Raw genomic sequence first — 17,342 nt, forward strand, 5'->3', positions numbered from 1 at the left:
TTTTGCCGCATCCGCCGGACACATCATCCCCGTCGCTTACAGGCCGGGCAGCACGGTGCAGCTTGCGCTGGTCGTGCCGAAATCGCCGCGGTTGGAATTGCAGGTCCAGCCACGATACCAGTTGTCGGACGCGCCGGAGACTGCGCCGATATAGTTGGTGGTGACCAGGAACGACGTACCCGTCGGGTTCAGCGACGCGGCGTTGAACGCCGTCACGCCGGCAGCGCCGGTGCCCGGCAGGAAGCCGTTCAGCGCGGCGGCCGCAGTGCCGTTCGCCACATTGTTCGTGCCGGCGGAAACCAGCGCGGCCTGTTCCGCATTGGTCACCGTCACGCTGTTGACGGCGGTTTCCGCCGTCAGCGTCGGGCAGCCGAAATAGATGGAGTTGAACACCGGCGGGCCCTGTTCGTCCAGCGATGCGTTGGCGGCGCGGATGGTCGATTTGCCACCATTGTCCGTGGTGCCCGCAACGACATTCAGACAGGGCTGGCCGCTCGTCATGATGCCGTTGACGAAGGTGAAGTCCGCACCGCCGCGCAGGCGAAGCGCCGCGTTCACGCCGGTCGACCGGTGGATGAAGGTAAAGTTCGAAATCCGGCCGAACTGACGCGGCGTGGCGTCTTCGTTCCCGTTCGAATCGATCTCCATCATGTACGTGTCGGTCTGCGTGTTGTTCGGCCGCTGTGACGCGATCATGAACTGCAGGAAGCCCTTCCAGCCCACATCCGTGTCGATGCTGTCGTCATCCGCGCCGGTCACCACGAAGTAACGGGCGTTGTGCGTGCCGCCGAAAATCTCGATACCGTCGTCGGAGCTGTTGTGGATCTGGATATATTCCAGCCGCGTGCCCGAACCGACGCCGCCGGTGGTCAGGCCCTGCAGCTCGTTGCCCGGCGTGATGACCGTGCCCGAATAGCGGATCTGGACATAGCGCATGACGCCCGAGCTGTCGCCCGCGGTCGCGCCGCCATACAGCGCGTTGCCGGTGCCTTCGACGACGTTCTCGCAATTCGCCGAGCCGCCGGTCACGCCGCTCAGGTTACAGTTCGAAATCGGCGCGCGGCCCAGCAGGATGATGCCGCCCCACAGGCCCTGGCTTTCGTCGGTGACATTGCCGGTCAGGTTCTGTTGCGCGGTAAAGATGATCGGGCGCGCCTCGGTCCCTTCGGCCGAAATGGTCGATCCGCGATTGACGACCAGCAGGTCGTTGTCGGCGTTGGTCGTGTTGGCATAGATGATCGCGCCCGGCTCGATGGTCAGGCTGCCAGCGCTGCCCGCCGTGCCCGCACCGCCCCGGTCGACGCCCACATCGACGCGGCCGTTCAGTTCATAGGCGACACCGGCCAGCGCGGGCAGGGTCAGCGTGTTGACCAGCGACGGCAGGCGGCAGCTGCGGAAATTGCCGATGGTGCCGACATTGGTCGTGCCGGTCGGGCAGGACGCGGCCGGGCCGGTGGTCGGCGGGGGGGTGGGCGTCGGGCTGGGGGTCGGCGACGGCGCGGGCGTCGGCGCGGGCAGCACGATCACGCCTTCGCCGGGCGATGCGACGCTGGTCGCACCATCACAGGCGGACAGCGCAGCAGCTGCAGCGCCAGTCAGCAGGATGAGGGCAAGGCGGTTCGGATTTCGCATAAGATCTCCCGTCGGGTCGTTCCGGTTGCAAGGACGGGGACTGCACCGCCCCCCGATCGACTCGGACATCCCCCTGTCGACCTCGACCCGTGCGGTAGGAGCGTTGGATGACAGGAAAATTGGAATTTCGGGTCAGTTGAGTGACACGAAAATGACGGTTCAATGACAGGCGGCCAACCAATCGGCCGCTTCGAGGTCATCCGCACAGGCCCCCCGGCCTGCACCGCGCAGCGCGCAAACGGCAAGCCGCGCCATCACCCCTCCCCGCTCATCCTGAGCCTGTCGAAGGATGCAAGACCGGCAACACCATCAGCAGGATTGCGGGAGACGATCGCCGCGCAGGGGTTCGCACCGCATTGCTCGCGCCGCAGACACGCCGGCCACCACGCCCTGCGCCCTGCGCCAAACAAAAAGCCCGCCGGACCGGATGGTCGACGGGCTTTTGGCGGATGGTGGGCGCGACAGGGATTGAACCTGTGACCCCACCCGTGTGAAGGGTGTGCTCTACCGCTGAGCTACGCGCCCATGGATATCCATGGTCCTTGCGGTCCGAAGACCGCCGGGAAGCGGCCCCATAAGGCCCGCTTCCCGCCTTGTCCAGCCCCGCCGACAGGCGGCGGGGCCAGGCGGATCAGTTCACCGCGTCCTTCAGGCCCTTGCCGGCCTTGAACTTCGGCTGGTTGGACGCCTTGATCGTCATTTCCTCACCGGTGCGCGGGTTGCGGCCGGTCGACGCCTTGCGCTTGCTGACCGAAAACGTGCCGAAACCGACCAGGCGCACTTCGTCACCCTTCTTCAGCGCTGCCGAAATGGCATCGAATACTGCCTCGACGGCGCCGCTGGCGTCGTTCTTGCTCAGTCCGGATTGCTCGGCAACCTGTCCAATCAGCTCTTGCTTGTTCATTGTCCTGTGGGTCCCTGTTTGACTAACGGGTTTATCGAAAATGAATCGCGGCCTGGGGCCGGGCGCGCAGTAAGGCTGCTTGACCCCCAGCTGTCAAAGCAAATCGGCCGTTTTCCGGGCAATTCGGCTCAAAATTGCTCAAATATCAATGGTGCAGTGCATCACCGGCCGCCGAAATCGCCGCCGGAGGCTGTGCCGCCAGCTCGTCGGCATCGCTCCAGTCGATGGGCGACAGCCCCTCCACCAGCGCCAGCCGAAGCACTTCGTCGACGTGCCGCACCGGAATGATCTCCAGCCCCTCGCGGATGTTGGACGGGATTTCCGCCAGGTCCTTTTCATTCTCCTGCGGGATCAGCACGGTCGTGATGCCGCCGCGCAGTGCCGCCAGCAGCTTTTCCTTCAGGCCGCCGATCGGCAGCACCCGGCCGCGCAGCGTCACCTCGCCGGTCATCGCCACATCGCGGCGCACGGCCACGCCGGTCAAGGTCGAGATGATCGCGGTGACCAGTCCGATGCCCGCCGACGGTCCGTCCTTGGGCACCGCACCTTCGGGCAAATGGACGTGAATATCCTTGCGCGCGAACAGGCTGGGCTTGATGCCAAAGCCCGGCGCACGCGCCTTGACGAAGCTGAAGGCGGTTTCCACCGACTCCTTCATCACATCGCCCAGCTTGCCGGTCGTCTTGATCATGCCCTTGCCGCTGGCCGTCACCGCCTCGATGGTCAGCAATTCGCCGCCCACCTCGGTCCAGGCCAGGCCGGTGACCGCGCCGATCTGGTTTTCCTCCTCGCCAACGCCATGGCGATATTTCCGTACGCCGGCGAACTCGGCCAGATTGTCGGGCGTCACCGTGACGCTCTCGGCCTTACCCTCAAGGATGCGGCGCAGCGCCTTGCGCGCCAGCTTGGCGATCTCGCGTTCCAGCGTGCGGACACCCGCCTCCCGCGTGTAGTACCGGATCAGGTCCCGCAGGCCCGGCTCGGTCAGCTCGAACTCGCCCGCCTTCAACCCGTGCGCCTCGATCTGCTTGGCGATCAGATGCCGCTGAGCGATCTCAACCTTCTCGTCCTCGGTATATCCCTCCAGCCGGATGATCTCCATCCGGTCGAGCAGCGGCTGGGGCAGGTTCAGCGAATTGGCCGTGCAGACGAACATCACATCCGACAGATCGATGTCGATCTCCAGATAATGGTCGTTGAACTTGGCATTCTGTTCGGGGTCCAGCACCTCCAGCAACGCGCTGGCCGGGTCGCCCCGGAAATCCTGGCCCAGCTTGTCGATCTCGTCGAGCAGGAACAGGGGATTGCCGGTCCCCGCCTTTTTCAGGTTCGATACGATCTTGCCGGGCAGCGATCCGATATAGGTGCGGCGATGGCCCCTGATCTCGGCCTCGTCCCTGACGCCCCCCAGCGACTGACGGATGAATTCGCGCCCCGTCGCCTTGGCGATGCTCTTGCCCAGGCTGGTCTTGCCCACGCCCGGCGGCCCAACGAGGCACAGGATCGGCCCTTTCAGCTTGTTGGTACGCGCCTGCACGGCCAGATATTCGACAATCCGGTCCTTCACCTTTTCCAGCGCGTAATGATCCTGATCCAGGACGCCCTGCGCCTCGGCAATGTCGCGCTTCAGCTTGGACTTCTTGCCCCAGGGCAGGCCCAGCAGCACGTCCAGATAATTGCGCACCACCGTCGCCTCGGCACTCATCGGCGCCATGGTCTTCAGCTTCTTCAGCTCGCTCTGCGCCTTGGCGCGCGCTTCCTTCGACAGCTTCAGCGTGGCGATCTTCTGGGTCAGGTCGGCGATCTCGTCGCCATCGCCTTCCTCGCCCTCATTGCCCAGCTCGCGCTGGATCGCCTTCAGCTGCTCGTTCAGATAATATTCGCGCTGGGTCTTCTCCATCTGCCGCTTCACGCGGCTGCGGATCTTCTTCTCGACCTGAAGGACGCCCAGCTCGCCCTCCATGAACGCGAACACCATCTCCAGCCGCTTCTGCGGGTCCGTCTCGACCAGCAGCGCCTGCTTGTCGGCCACCTTGACCGCGATGTTCGCCGCAATCGCATCGGCCAGCCGCGATGCCTCGGTCAGTTCGGCGACCTGCACCGCCGTCTCGCTCGGCAACTTGCGGTTGAGCTTGGCGTAATTCTCGAACTGCTCGACCACCGACCGCATCAGCGCCTGCACCTCGGTGCCGTCCGCCTCACTCTCGGCCACCGGGCTGACCTGCGCGGTCAGCACGCCCTCCTGCTCCGACAATCCCTCCAGCCGCGCACGCTCGCGCCCGGCCACCAGCACGCGGACCGTGCCATCGGGCAGCTTCAGCATCTGCAGCACCTCGGCCGTGACGCCAATGTCATACAGATCGTCGCGCGCCGGATCGTCCTCGGCCGGGTCCAGCTGCGCCACCAGGAAAATGCTCTTGTCGTCGGCCATCGCCGCTTCCAGCGCGGCGACCGACTTGTCCCGACCGACGAACAGCGGCACGATCATGTGCGGAAAAACGACGATGTCGCGCAGCGGCAGGACTGGATAAGAAGACTTCATGCAAACTCCGATCATCCCCATCGGGGACGTTTCACGACATGTATATGGGGAATGTAAGCAATCCATCAATCGCGGGTTTTTCCGGTAACGGCGGATGGCCGCATGCGAAACGGCTTGCGTCCGCGCCCCTGGCGCGGCAGCCATCGGCATATCCGGATCATCACGGGATCATGCCTGAATGCGCGCTGCCCTGCTCCTCTCCGCTGTCCTGATTATTCCGGCTGCCGCATCGGCCGACCCCGGCAACCCGCCGATCACTGCCCAGACATCCAGTTCGGGCGGGCCGCTGGACCCATCGCAGAAACGCGTCCGGCTCGACACGGTCGACCTGTCGGTCGAAGTGTTTCCCGCCAGCGAGACGATTGCCGGTGCCGCCACCCTGTCCTTTACCGCAACCGAACGCACGGACCGGATCGCGATTGACCTCGACACCAATTATCGCGTCGAGGCGGTGTCGGTCGGCGCCACCACCCTGCCCGCTTCGGCCTATGCCAATCCTGAAGGGCGCATGATGGTTCGTCTGCCCCGCGCGGTGGCAAAGGGCGCCTCCTTCGCCGTCACCATCCGTTACGCTGGCAAGCCGCACGTCGCCGTCCGCCCGCCATGGGACGGCGGATGGACCTGGGCAAAGACACCGGATGGCAAGCCGTGGGTCGCGACGTCGGTCCAGATGGAGGGGTGCGACCTCATCTGGCCGTGCATCGACCATCCCACCTACGAACCGGCAACGATGAAGATCGCCATCACCGTGCCTGCGGGGCTGAAGGCACCGTCGAACGGGGTGCTGAAGGGGGTCGACACGCTGGCCGACGGCCGCACCACCTGGCGATGGGAGGCGCGCGATCCGACACTGTATGGCGTCGCCATCAACGTCGGCCCGTATGAAGAGATCAGCGGCACGTACCGAAGCCGGTTCGGCAACACCATTCCGATGTATTTCTGGCACCTGCCGCGCAGCGACGACAAGCCGCAAAAGCTGTTCGCGGAGTTCGCCCCCACCCTCGATTTCTTCGAAACGATGATCGGCCCCTATCCGTTCGCCGACCAGAAGCTCGGCGTCGTCGAAACCCCACACAAGGGCATGGAGCATCAATCCATCAATGCCTATGGCAACGACTATGCAAAGACCGTCTGGGGCTTTGACGACCTGTTCCAGCACGAATTTGCCCATGAATGGTTCGCCAATCAGCTGACCGTGCCCGACTGGGACGACTTCTGGCTGCACGAGGGGACGGGCAGTTACATGCAGCCCCTGTATGTGCAGTGGCGACAGGGCGATGCCGGCTATATCGCGCACATGCTGGGTTCGGTCGCGCGCATCTACAACCGCGCGCCGATCGTCGCGGGCAAACCGCAATCGGCAGAGGACGTCTATAATTCCGAAGCGCGCCGGGGCAGCGACATTTATGTGAAGGGCAGCTGGACGCTGCACACGCTGCGGGGACTGATCGGGGACAAGGCGTTCTTCGACGCGCTGCGGCTCGCCATCTATGGCCGCACCGATCCGAAACCCGGCAATTTCAAACCCGTCTATCGCACCACGCCGGAGTTCATCGGGTTCGTCAATCAGACCAGCGGCGGCACCTATGACTGGTTCTTCGACGTGTATCTGCGCTCTGCCGCGCTACCCCGCCTGATCGAACAGCGCAAGGGCGGGATGCTGTCGCTTCAGTGGACGACCGAAGGGAACAAGCCCTTTCCGATGCCAATCGACGTGTCGGTGGATGGGAAGGTGACGCGCGTGGCCATGACGGACGGACGCGGCTCCATTGCCGTGCCGGACGGGGCGCATGTCGTCATCGACCCAATGTCGCGCGTGCTGCGCCACACCGAAGCGGTCAGCGCGTTCGGCGACTGGAGCGAGGCGCGGTTCAAGGCGCAACAGGACGCGGCAAAGGCTGCGGAAAAGGCAAAGGCAGCGCAGTGACCCGTTTCTGGCAAGGGTCCGCGGCGGCCGTATCGGCACTAATGCTGGCGGCGATCCCGCCGGTGCAGGCGGGCGAGCCAGCGGACTCGCCCATCACGGCGCAGACGATGCGGTCGGGGGGACAGCAACCGGCGGAGCAGGCGGCGCTGCGCCTGCGCCACCTCGACCTCAGCATTGCCGTGACGCCGGAGGCAAAGGGAATGAGCGGGGTTGCCGAACTGACGCTGGAAGCGCAGCGGCCGGTATCGCGCCTGCTCCTCGATCTCGACACCAATCTGGCGGTCAGCGCCGTGCGGATCGACGGCGCCGAACTGGCCGCCGGACGCTGGCGCAATCACGACGGGCGGCTCACCATCGACCTGCCCGCCCGGACGACGGCGGGTCAGACGATCAAGGCCTATATCGTCTATGCCGGCACACCCCATGTCGCGGCCAATCCGCCCTGGGACGATGGCTGGGTATGGGCGCGATCGCCCGATGGCCAGCCCTGGATCGCCACCACGGCACAGGGATATGGCTGCGACCTGATCTGGCCGTGCATCGACCATCCGTCGGGTGAGGTTGCGGATGCCGATATCCGCATCACCGTGCCGTCGCCGCTGGTCGCCCTGTCCAATGGCCGGGCGATGGGCGTGGTGCAGGCGACCGGCGGCGCGCGAACCTTTCACTGGCGGTCGGGGCCGATCAATCCCTATCTCATCACGATCAATATCGGCGCCTATGCGGAACTGAAGGGCGATTATGCCAGCCGCTTCGGCAACCGGGTGCCGCTGCACTATTGGCATCTGGGCCGCACGGCAGAGGCAATGGGCCTGTTCGCCGAATTCGCCCCGACGCTGGACTTCTTTGAAAGCGTGATCGGCCCGTTCCCCTTTGCCGACCAGAAGCTGGGGGTGGTTCAGACGCCCTATCTCGGCATGGAGCATCAGACGCTCAACGGATATGGCAACGATTATAAACCGTCGGTCGAGGGGTTCGACTGGCTGTTCCACCATGAACTGGGCCATGAATGGTTCGGCAATCAGATGACGGCCGCCGACTGGGACGATTTCTGGCTCCACGAAGGCTATGGCCAGTACATGCAGCCGCTTTACGGCCGCTGGCGAGAGGGCGAGGCCCGCTATGCCGCGATGATGGCTGAACAGCGGCTGCGCATCGCCAACAAATCACCCATCGTTTCCGGCCGCACCCGCACGGCGGAAGAGGTGTATGAGGCAAAGCTGGGCGGGCCCGGCGTCGACATCTATTTCAAGGGCAGCTGGGTGCTGCACACGCTGCGCAGCCTGATCGGGGACACGGCCTTTTTCGATGCGACGCGGCGGCTGGTCTATGGCCGACCCGATCCGCGCCCCGGCAATTTCGCGCCCCGCTTTGCCACGACTGCGGAGTTCGAGCGGCTGATGACCGAGGCGTCGGGCCAGCGGCTCGACTGGTTCTTCGACGTCTATCTGCGCCAGGCCGCCCTGCCCCGGCTGATCGAGCAGCGATCCGCCAACGGCCTTCGCCTGACGTGGAGGGCACCGGGCGGCCGGCCCTTTCCCCTGCCGGTCGAGGTGTCGGTGGACGGCGTGGTTCAGCGGGTGGCGATGACCGGCGGCAGCGGCTTTGTCCCCGCACCGGCGGGCGCGCACCTGATCGTCGATCCCAATGCCCGCGTGCTGCGCCAATCGGACGCGATCGACCGGGTTCAGGCGGGCGCTATGGCACAATGATCGTGAACAGATAGGCCGCGAACAGCACGAGGTGCACCGCCCCCTGCAACACTGTGGTGCGCCCGTTGCCCAGCGACAGCACCGCGACGACCAGCGACAGGCCAAGCAGCGCGACGTGCTTCGGCTCGATCCCCAGCGCCAGCGGGATATCCAGCGCCAGCGCCGCGATCACCACAACCGGGATGGTCAGGCCGATGGTCGCCAGCGCCGATCCCAGCGCCAGGTTGAGGCTGGTCTGCAACCGGTTGCGCCGCGCCGCGCGCATCGCCGCCAGGCTTTCGGGGGCCAGCACCAGCGCCGCAATCGCCACGCCGACCAGCGCCAGCGGCAGGCCCAGCGCGCCGATCCCCGCCTCCAGCGCCGGGGCAAGCTGCTTGGCCAGCAGCACCACGGCGACCAGCGCGATGATCAGCACGCCAAACGCCATCCATGCCGACCGCGCCAATGGCGGCTCCGCATGGGCATCTTTGGGCAGGTCGCCGGGCGCATCGGGCAGGAAATAGTCGCGGTGCCGCACCGTCTGGACCAGCACGAACACGCCATACAGGACCAGCGAGGCAATGGCGGCAAAGATCATCTGCGACGGCGCATAATAGGGGCCGCTCAGCGTCGATGTGTAATTGGGCATGACCAGCGTCAGCACCGCCAGCGCGGCCAGCACGCACAGGGCGGCACTCACGCCGCGCAGCGCGAACCGCTGCTCATGATGGCGCACCCCGCCGACCAGCAGACAGATGCCGACAATGCCATTCAGGATGATCATGATCGCGGCGAATACCGTATCGCGGGCCAGCGCCGACGCATTGCCGTTATCCGACAGCATCAGCGACACGATCAGCGACACCTCGATCACCGTCACCGATACGGCCAGCACCAGCGTCCCGAACGGCTCACCCACCCGGTGCGCCACGACCTCGGCATGATGGACCGCCGCGATCACTGCGCCGCCCAGCACGATGGCTGCCGCCGCAATGCCGATCCCGCCCAGCTTTGCCGCACCGATCAGTACCATCAGCACGCCGATCACCGGAAATGCGATGGACCAGACAGGCAGGATGGATAGATCGATCAGCGCGCGATCAATGCCCGCGCCTGACCCCTTATCAGGATGATGCTGTTCCGGTGATGCTGGCATTGGCTCCCCTGTGGCTGCTTTATCCCAAGCGCATCGGGGGCCCGATCGTTCCTGCGGTGCCGTGATATCCGGCCGGTTCTCCTGCGATCAGGCGGACAGCGTCATTCCCGCCGTTTCGCGGATGCAGTCGCGCCCGGCCCGTTTTGCCGCATAGAGCGCGGCATCCACGCGCAGCAGCGCGGCTTCGTGCGGATGGCCCGCGACCCATGGAGTCAGGCCGGCGGAAAAGGTGATGGCGCATCCGCCGATTGCCGCAACCGGCTCCATCCGGCTTTCACCGGCCAACCGGTCGATGATCGCGCGGGCATCGCCCATCGTTGTGGCGGGCAGAAAGATCAGGAACTCCTCTCCGCCCCAGCGCGCGATCACATCGCCGCGCCGCAGCCCCGCGATCAGCCGCTGGGCGAACAACCGCAGCACATGATCCCCCGCGCCATGGCCGTGATCGTCGTTGATCGCCTTGAAATGATCGATGTCGATCAGCGCCAGCGTGCCGCCCGGCCGCTCCTCCTCGCCCTCGCCCCCTTCGATCAGCGCATGAAAGCCGCGCCGGTTGAGCAGGCCGGTCAGCGCATCGCGATTGGCCGCCTCGCCCAGTTCGCGCATCCGCTCGCCCGCGCTGGTCGCGGCCCGGTTCACGCTGGCGATCAGCGCGCCCATCAGGTCGCGGCTGTCCATCTGGTCCAGCGGCGCGGCCTTGCCATCGCTCATCGCCCGCAACGCGCGGGCGCTGGCCCGCACGGGCTGGAGCAGCGCATTGATCGCCGCCAGGCTGAATGCCGTGCCGGCCAGCATCGCGATCAGGACGACGATCACCGGGGTCCATCCGATCGCCCCGCGCCACGCCTCCCACCCGATCAGCGCGAACAGCGGCACGTGCGTGCCGACAAAGCAGATGGCGAACATCCTGAGGCGCAGGCTGTTGGGGAACAGAAATCGGGTCGCACGATAAAAACGCATCGTCGGCATCCGGGAAACAACAGGGGGCGTTCAGGGGTGCCGGTCATTGGTAACCGAAACATTGACGGACATGGTTAAGCCATCCGCCCGTCCGGCCACCGGTTGCCGCCATGCGGGGGGCCGTTGCGCCGCCCGCGGATCGCACAAACGAAAACGGGCCAGCCCATGGGGGCCGGCCCGTCTGTTTCATCGGGTGACGCGCCCGTCAGGCGGCGTCGCCGGTCTTCTTCTTTTCGGCATAGACGCGGACGGGTTCCTTGCGGCCCTCGACCACGTCCTTGTCCACGACCACCTGTTCCACGCCGTCCATCGACGGCAGGTCGAACATGGTGTCGAGCAGGATCGCCTCCAGGATCGACCGCAGGCCGCGCGCGCCGGTCTTGCGCTCGATCGCGCGCTTGGCAATCGCGGTCAGCGCGTCGTCGTTAAAGCCAAGCTCGACGCCCTCCATGTCGAACAGCTTCTGATACTGCTTGACCAGGGCGTTCTTCGGCTCGGTCAGGATTTTGACCAGCGCGTCATTGTCCAGGTCCTCCAGCGTCGCGATGACGGGCAGACGACCGACAAATTCGGGGATCAGGCCGAACTTCAGCAGATCTTCCGGCTCGGTCTGGCGCAGCACCTCGCCGGTCCGGCGCTCTTCCGGCGCGGCCACATAGGCGCCAAAGCCGATCGACTTGCCCTGCAACCGGTCGCCGATGATCTTTTCCAGGCCCGAGAACGCGCCGCCGCAGATGAACAGGATGTTCGTCGTGTCGACCTGCAGGAACTCCTGCTGCGGATGCTTGCGCCCGCCCTGGGGCGGCACGCTGGCGGTGGTGCCTTCCATCAGCTTGAGCAGCGCCTGCTGCACGCCTTCGCCCGACACGTCGCGGGTGATCGACGGGTTCTCCGCCTTGCGGCTGATCTTGTCGATCTCGTCGATGTACACGATGCCGCGCTGCGCCCGCTCGACATTGTAGTCCGATGCCTGAAGCAGCTTGAGGATGATGTTTTCCACATCCTCGCCGACATATCCGGCCTCGGTCAGCGTGGTCGCATCCGCCATGGTGAACGGCACGTCCAGGATGCGGGCCAGCGTCTGCGCCAGCAGCGTCTTGCCGCAGCCGGTCGGGCCGACCAGCAGGATGTTCGATTTCGACAGTTCGACATCGGCGCCCTTGGCCCCGTGGTTCAGACGCTTGTAGTGATTGTGGACCGCCACCGACAGCACGCGCTTGGCGCGCTTCTGCCCGATCACATAATCGTCCAAGACGTCGCAGATTTCCTGCGGCGACGGGACGCCGCCGTCCTTCTTCGCGATCAGCGCGGACTTGGTCTCTTCGCGGATGATGTCGTTGCACAGCTCGACGCATTCATCGCAGATGAACACGGTCGGCCCCGCGATCAGCTTGCGCACCTCATGCTGGCTCTTTCCACAGAACGAGCAATAAAGCGTGCTCTTGGCGTCGCCGCCCTTAACCTTGTCCACCATAACGTCCATCCTTCGCACGCATCGGCGGGCGCTTGTCCACCCGCCATCCTACACTGACGGGACCATCCGGCAATCGCCTAATTAGCTTGGCCGGTAACGCCGGTCCGATGGACAGGGGGTTAGGCACCCCCCGTCGCACCCTCCTCGGCCGGCTGGGGCCGCTTGTCGTACACCTGATCGACCAGGCCGAACGCCTTGGCCTCTTCGGCTTCCAGAAACGTGTCGCGGTCCATCGCACGCTCGATCTCTTCCAGCGGCTTGCCGGTATATTTTGCGTACAGATCGTTCATCCGGCGGCGGATCCGCAGGATTTCCTTGGCCTGGATTTCGATGTCCGAAGCCATGCCCTGCGCGCCGCCCGACGGCTGGTGTACCATGATCCGGGCGTTGGTCAGCGCAACGCGCATCCCCGGCTCGCCGCTGGCCAGCAGGAAACTGCCCATCGATGCCGCCTGCCCGATGCACACCGTGCCGACGCGCGGGCGGATGTAATGCATGGTGTCGTGGATCGCCATGCCGGCCGTCACCACGCCGCCCGGCGAGTTTATGTACAGCCAGATGTCCTTTTTCGGATTTTCCGACTCGAGAAACAGCAGCTGCGCCACAATCAGCGAAGCCATGCCGTCTTCGACCGGCCCGTTCACGAACACGATCCGTTCCCGCAACAGGCGGGAAAAGATGTCGAAGCTGCGCTCGCCGCGGCTCGACTGTTCGATAACGATGGGAACCAGGGCATTCATGGGGTCGAAGGTGTCGTTCATAAAATCCCGCTCAGGAAATTGAGCGACCTACATCGGCCCTGCCCGTGCCAAGCGCAAGAGGGCAAGCTTTCGTCAACCATATCGCAACACCGCCTGGCCTAAACCGGCGCCATGCACCGCGACGTCGCCCGCCCCGCCCTTGACTGGCCCTTCATCCTCATCGTGATCGCGGTCGGCATCGCCCTGCGGCTGGCGTGGTTCACGGTTGCAGAGGGCAATCTGCTGAACTTCATCGGCGCTGGAGAGGCAACGCGAGTCGCGCTCAGCCTTGCCCGCACGGGGCAGTTTGCCGACGCCTTTTACGCCGGATACGGCCATACCGCGCATCTGACCCCGATCAGTCCGGCCATTGCGGCGGGCGTGATGATGCTGCTCGGCGTCGATACGGCGGCATCGAACATCGCCCTGCTCTGCTGGTCGCTGGGACAGGTGATCCTTGGCTGGGTGCTGATGCTCGCGCTGTTCCGCCGCCTCGGCGTCGATGGCGCGGCGCTGCGCTGGGGCATCGGCATCCTGGCCTTGGTCCCGGTGTTCATGGGGGATGAGGTGATCGTCTTCCGCTTCTGGGAAGGGGCGCTGACGCTGGCGCTGGTCGTCGCCAACCTGATCCTCGTCCACGACCTGACCGGCCGCCGCAACCCCGGCTGGCCCCGGCTTGCTGGCATCGCCGCGCTGACTGCATTCACCTTTTTCCTCTGTCCGCCCGCCGGCCTTGCCATCGACCTGTGCTGGGCGATCTGGGCGATCCGCACCCTGTCGCTGCCGCGCATCGCCGGTTTTGCCGCAATGAGCGCCGCCGCGCTGGGCCTGATCGTGCTGCCCTGGGCGATGCGCAATGCTGCGGTGATGGGCGAACCCGTTCTGCTGCGCAGCAACGCCGGCCTGGAACTGGCCATCGCCAATCATCCCGCCGCACTGTCCGGGCGGCCGAATGGAGAGGTGTATTTCGAACGCCTGCTGGCCGTGCAGCCCTATTTCAGCGTCCCGGCCCGGCAAAAGATCCGCGATGCGGGCGGCGAGGTCGCCTATGCCCGCGGGCTGGGGCGACAGGCGACGCAATGGATCGCCGATCACCCCGCCGGCTTTGCGCAGCTGTTCCTGCGCCACCTGCGCCAGTTCTTCTTTCCGGAATCCTGGCAGCTGATGTTCGGCCTGCCAGGCCTGCGCGCCGGCATCATGGGCGTGGTCAGCGCGATCGGACTGGCCGGACTGGCCGCCGGGCTGTGGCAGCGGCGGCCGGGATACGGGATGCTGGCCGTCTATCTCGGCACGGTGGCGCTGCCCTATGCCGTGGTGCAGCCGGTTCAGCGGTACAGCTATCTTGTCTATGGCCTGCTGGTCATGCTGGCGGCCGATGCGCTGGTGCGGCTGGCCCGCTGGGCGCTTGCCCGATACCGCGCCCCCGCGATCCCGATGCCCGCCGCTGCCTGATCGCCGGGGGATGCCCCGCGCCGCAGCCGGCCGGGAACGGACCCGTCAGGCTGCCTCGGCCAGCACCTCGCCCCCCGCCGCCTCCAGCAGCCGCCGCTCGATCGCGCGCAGCCGGGTGCCGCTGCCGATCTTGTCGCCCATCAGGTCGGTGACATAAAAGGTATCCACCGCGCGCTCGCCATAGGTGGCGACATGGGCCGAATGGATCGTCACCTTTGACTGGAACAGCGCGTTGGCCAGGTGGTGGAGCAGCGCGGGCCGGTCGCGGGCATTCACCTCGATCACCGTGAACCGGTTGGATGCGCGATTGTCGATCAGGACGTTGGGCGCGATCGTGAACGCCTCGGTCCGCGGGCGCATCGCCGTCTTGCGGTCCAGCTTTTCGCGCAGCTTCGCCCGGTTGGCCAGCGCATCGGCAATCGCGGTCTTCAACCGCTGCAACTGCCCCGCATCGTCGAACGGCCCACCCAGCGGCGACTGAACCAGGAAATTGTCCAGCGCCATGCCCGACCGCGTGGTATGGATGCGCGCATCGATGATGTTGCCCCCGGCCGCATGGATCGCGCCCGCGATGCGATAGAACAGGCCGGGATGGTCGGCGGCATAAACGGTCACCAGCGTCGCGGCACGCTCCGCATCCGGCTCGGTCGCGATGGACAGCGGCGCATCGCCCGCCTCCTCCATCAGTTTCAGGTTGCGGATCAGCACATCCACCGGCTCTGCCACCCAATAGGCTTCGGGCAGCACGCGGACCATCTTGTCGCGCTTGGCCTGACTCCACCGCAGCGCCTTGGCAACGGCGTCCTGCTTCGCTGAAATCCGCTCGCCCCGCCCCTTCTGCTTGTGGCCCAGGCGAAGGACTTCCTCGGCGCTGTCATACAGGTTGGTCAGCAACTGGCGCTTCCACCCGTTCCAGATGCCCGGCCCCACTGCGCGGATATCGACGACGGTCAACACCAGCAGCATCATCAGCCGCTGCGGGCTTTGCACCACCTCGGCAAAATCCAGGATCGTCTTGAAATCCGACAGGTCGCGCTTGAACGCGGTGGCCGACATCAGCAGGTGATACCGCACCAGCCAGGCGACCGTCTCCGTCTCCGCCTTGGTCAGGCCCAGGCGCGGGCACAGCCGTTCCGCCACCTCTGCGCCCAGGATCGAATGATCCCCGCCCCGCCCCTTGGCAATGTCGTGCAGCAGCACCGCGACATACAGCGCGCGGCGCGACACGATCTGCGGGAAAATCCCGAACGCCAGCGGATGATCCTCGGTCAGTTCGCCCCGCTCGATCCGGCTCAGCAGGCCGATGGCCCGGATGGTATGCTCGTCCACCGTATAATGGTGGTACATGTCATACTGCATCTGCGCCACGACCCGGCCGAAATCGGGCATGAACCGGCCGAACACGCCCGCCTCGTTCATCCATCGCAGCACCAGCGCCGGATCGCGCGGCGACGCCAGCACATCCATGAACAGCGCATTGGCCCGTGCATCGGTGCGCTTGTCGTCGATCATCTTGGCATCGCGCGCCGCCGCCCGCATCGCCAGCGGATGCACCTCCAGCCCGTGCTTGTCGGCCAGCCAGAACATCTCGATCAGCCGCACCGGATCGGCCGCGAACCAGTCGTCGGCAGGCAGCGCCAGCCGCCCGCGATCCAGCACGAACCCGTTCAGCTTGCGCGGCGACCGGCGGATGCGCGGCAGGCCGAACCGCGCCGTCCGGCTGGCGAACTGCTCGTCCAGATGCGCCAGGAACAGGCCGGTCAGGTCGCCGACCCGCTTGGCCTGCAGGAAATAGAACTGCATGAACCGTTCGACCCGGCTCTTTCCCGGCCGGTCGGCATAGTGCATCCGCGCCGCGATTTCCGGCTGCACATCGAACGTCAGCCGCTCTTCGGCCCGTCCGGCCAGCAGGTGCAGGTGGAACCTGACCGACCACAGGAAATTTTCCGCGCGCTTGAACTGGCGATATTCGGTCTTGGTCAACAGGCCCGCATCGACCAGCGCGGCGGCATCGCCGACATTGTGCACATATTTGCCGATCCAGAACAGCGTGTGCAGGTCGCGCAGGCCGCCCTTGCCTTCCTTGACGTTCGGTTCGACCACATATCGGCTGTCGCCCATCTTGCGGTGCCGCTCGTCCCGCTCGGCCAGCTTTTCCACGACGAAACTGCGCGCGCCGTCCGCCTGCACATCGGTCTTGAACCGCCGGGCAGCCTCTTCATAGACGCCGGTGTCGCCCCAGACATATCGCGCCTCCAGCAGGGCGGTGCGGATGGTGATGTCGCTCTTCGCCTGCCGCACCATCTCGTCGATCGACCGGCTGGACTGGCCGACCTTCAGCCCCAGGTCCCACAGGCCATAAAGCATGGTCTCGATCACCTGCTCGTGCCAGGCGGACTGTTTATAGGGGGTGAGGAAGCCGATATCGACGTCCGAAAACGGCGCCATCTCGCCCCGGCCATAGCCGCCGACGGCGATCAACGTCATGCGCTCCGACGCGGTCGGATTGGCCAGCGGATACAGCCGCTCGGTGGTGAAATCCCACAGCAGGCGCAGGATCTGGTCGGTCAGGAACGCGCCGGATGCCGCGGCGATCATGCCATTGCCGGGGCTCTCCTCGAACCGCCGCCGGATTTCCGCCCAGCCCGCGGTCAGCGCCGCCTTCAGCGCCGCCGTCGCCGCCTGCCGCATCGGCCCGGCATCGCCCTGCGGGATCGCCGCCAGCCCCTCGGCAAGCGCCCGGCGGTCGATGATCTCACGGCGATTGCGGACGGCGGCAAAGCGTTCTGGCATGGGGTGTCAGATAAGCGGTCCACGCCCCCGCGTCACGGCTGATTTCTGTTCACAGCCCCAAAACAATGCGC

At 65.7% G+C, this 17,342-nt stretch carries 11 protein-coding genes and 1 tRNA gene; 3 read left to right on the plus strand and 9 right to left on the minus strand.

Going from position 1 to position 17,342, the window contains the following annotated elements; all coding sequences use genetic code 11:
* Window positions 1–36: 36 nt before the first annotated feature.
* From NYR55_RS06090 to lon, 4 genes are all read right to left on the minus strand, one after another.
* Window positions 37–1,632, minus strand: a complete 1,596-nt coding sequence (locus tag NYR55_RS06090) for a hypothetical protein (protein WP_260020313.1) — start codon at window positions 1,630–1,632, stop codon at window positions 37–39.
* Between the two features lie 450 nt (window positions 1,633–2,082).
* Window positions 2,083–2,157: transfer RNA gene (locus NYR55_RS06095), tRNA-Val, on the minus strand.
* Between the two features lie 106 nt (window positions 2,158–2,263).
* Window positions 2,264–2,536, minus strand: a complete 273-nt coding sequence (locus NYR55_RS06100) for an HU family DNA-binding protein (protein WP_347709657.1) — start codon at window positions 2,534–2,536, stop codon at window positions 2,264–2,266.
* Between the two features lie 145 nt (window positions 2,537–2,681).
* Entirely contained in the window at window positions 2,682–5,078 is a 2,397-nt protein-coding gene (gene lon, locus NYR55_RS06105) for an endopeptidase La (RefSeq protein WP_260020314.1), read from the minus strand.
* A 178-nt stretch (window positions 5,079–5,256) separates the two neighbouring features.
* On the opposite strand from lon, the gene NYR55_RS06110 reads away from it, so the two are divergent.
* Window positions 5,257–7,005 (plus strand): M1 family metallopeptidase, encoded by a 1,749-nt coding sequence (locus NYR55_RS06110; protein ID WP_260020315.1) that lies wholly within the window; start codon window positions 5,257–5,259, stop codon window positions 7,003–7,005.
* Entirely contained in the window at window positions 7,002–8,717 is a 1,716-nt protein-coding gene (locus tag NYR55_RS06115) for a M1 family metallopeptidase (protein ID WP_260020316.1), read from the plus strand. The genes NYR55_RS06110 and NYR55_RS06115 overlap by 4 nt, the downstream gene beginning before the upstream one ends.
* Here NYR55_RS06115 and NYR55_RS06120 read toward each other — a convergent pair.
* The 4 genes from NYR55_RS06120 to NYR55_RS06135 form a co-directional block, all read right to left on the minus strand.
* Entirely contained in the window at window positions 8,704–9,852 is a 1,149-nt protein-coding gene (locus NYR55_RS06120) for an ionic transporter y4hA (protein WP_260020317.1), read from the minus strand. The genes NYR55_RS06115 and NYR55_RS06120 overlap by 14 nt on opposite strands.
* An 87-nt stretch (window positions 9,853–9,939) precedes the next feature.
* Entirely contained in the window at window positions 9,940–10,812 is an 873-nt protein-coding gene (locus NYR55_RS06125) for a GGDEF domain-containing protein (protein WP_260020318.1), read from the minus strand.
* A gap of 205 nt (window positions 10,813–11,017) precedes the next feature.
* On the minus strand, window positions 11,018–12,283 hold the full coding sequence (gene clpX, locus NYR55_RS06130) for an ATP-dependent Clp protease ATP-binding subunit ClpX (RefSeq protein ID WP_347709671.1): 1,266 nt from the start codon (window positions 12,281–12,283) through the stop codon (window positions 11,018–11,020).
* 122 nt (window positions 12,284–12,405) lie between these two features.
* Window positions 12,406–13,047, minus strand: a complete 642-nt coding sequence (locus NYR55_RS06135) for an ATP-dependent Clp protease proteolytic subunit (protein ID WP_260020320.1) — start codon at window positions 13,045–13,047, stop codon at window positions 12,406–12,408.
* Between the two features lie 111 nt (window positions 13,048–13,158).
* Here NYR55_RS06135 and NYR55_RS06140 point away from each other — a divergent pair, with 111 nt between their 5' ends.
* On the plus strand, window positions 13,159–14,478 hold the full coding sequence (locus tag NYR55_RS06140) for a hypothetical protein (protein WP_260020321.1): 1,320 nt from the start codon (window positions 13,159–13,161) through the stop codon (window positions 14,476–14,478).
* A 45-nt stretch (window positions 14,479–14,523) separates the two neighbouring features.
* Here the strand turns inward: NYR55_RS06140 and NYR55_RS06145 are convergent, their stop codons facing one another.
* Complete coding sequence (locus NYR55_RS06145) at window positions 14,524–17,271, minus strand: [protein-PII] uridylyltransferase (RefSeq protein WP_260020322.1); 2,748 nt, start codon at window positions 17,269–17,271, stop codon at window positions 14,524–14,526.
* Window positions 17,272–17,342 lie beyond the last annotated feature (71 nt).

The organism is Sphingomonas sp. BGYR3 (genome assembly GCF_025153455.1).
Classification (GTDB): domain Bacteria; phylum Pseudomonadota; class Alphaproteobacteria; order Sphingomonadales; family Sphingomonadaceae; genus Sphingomonas.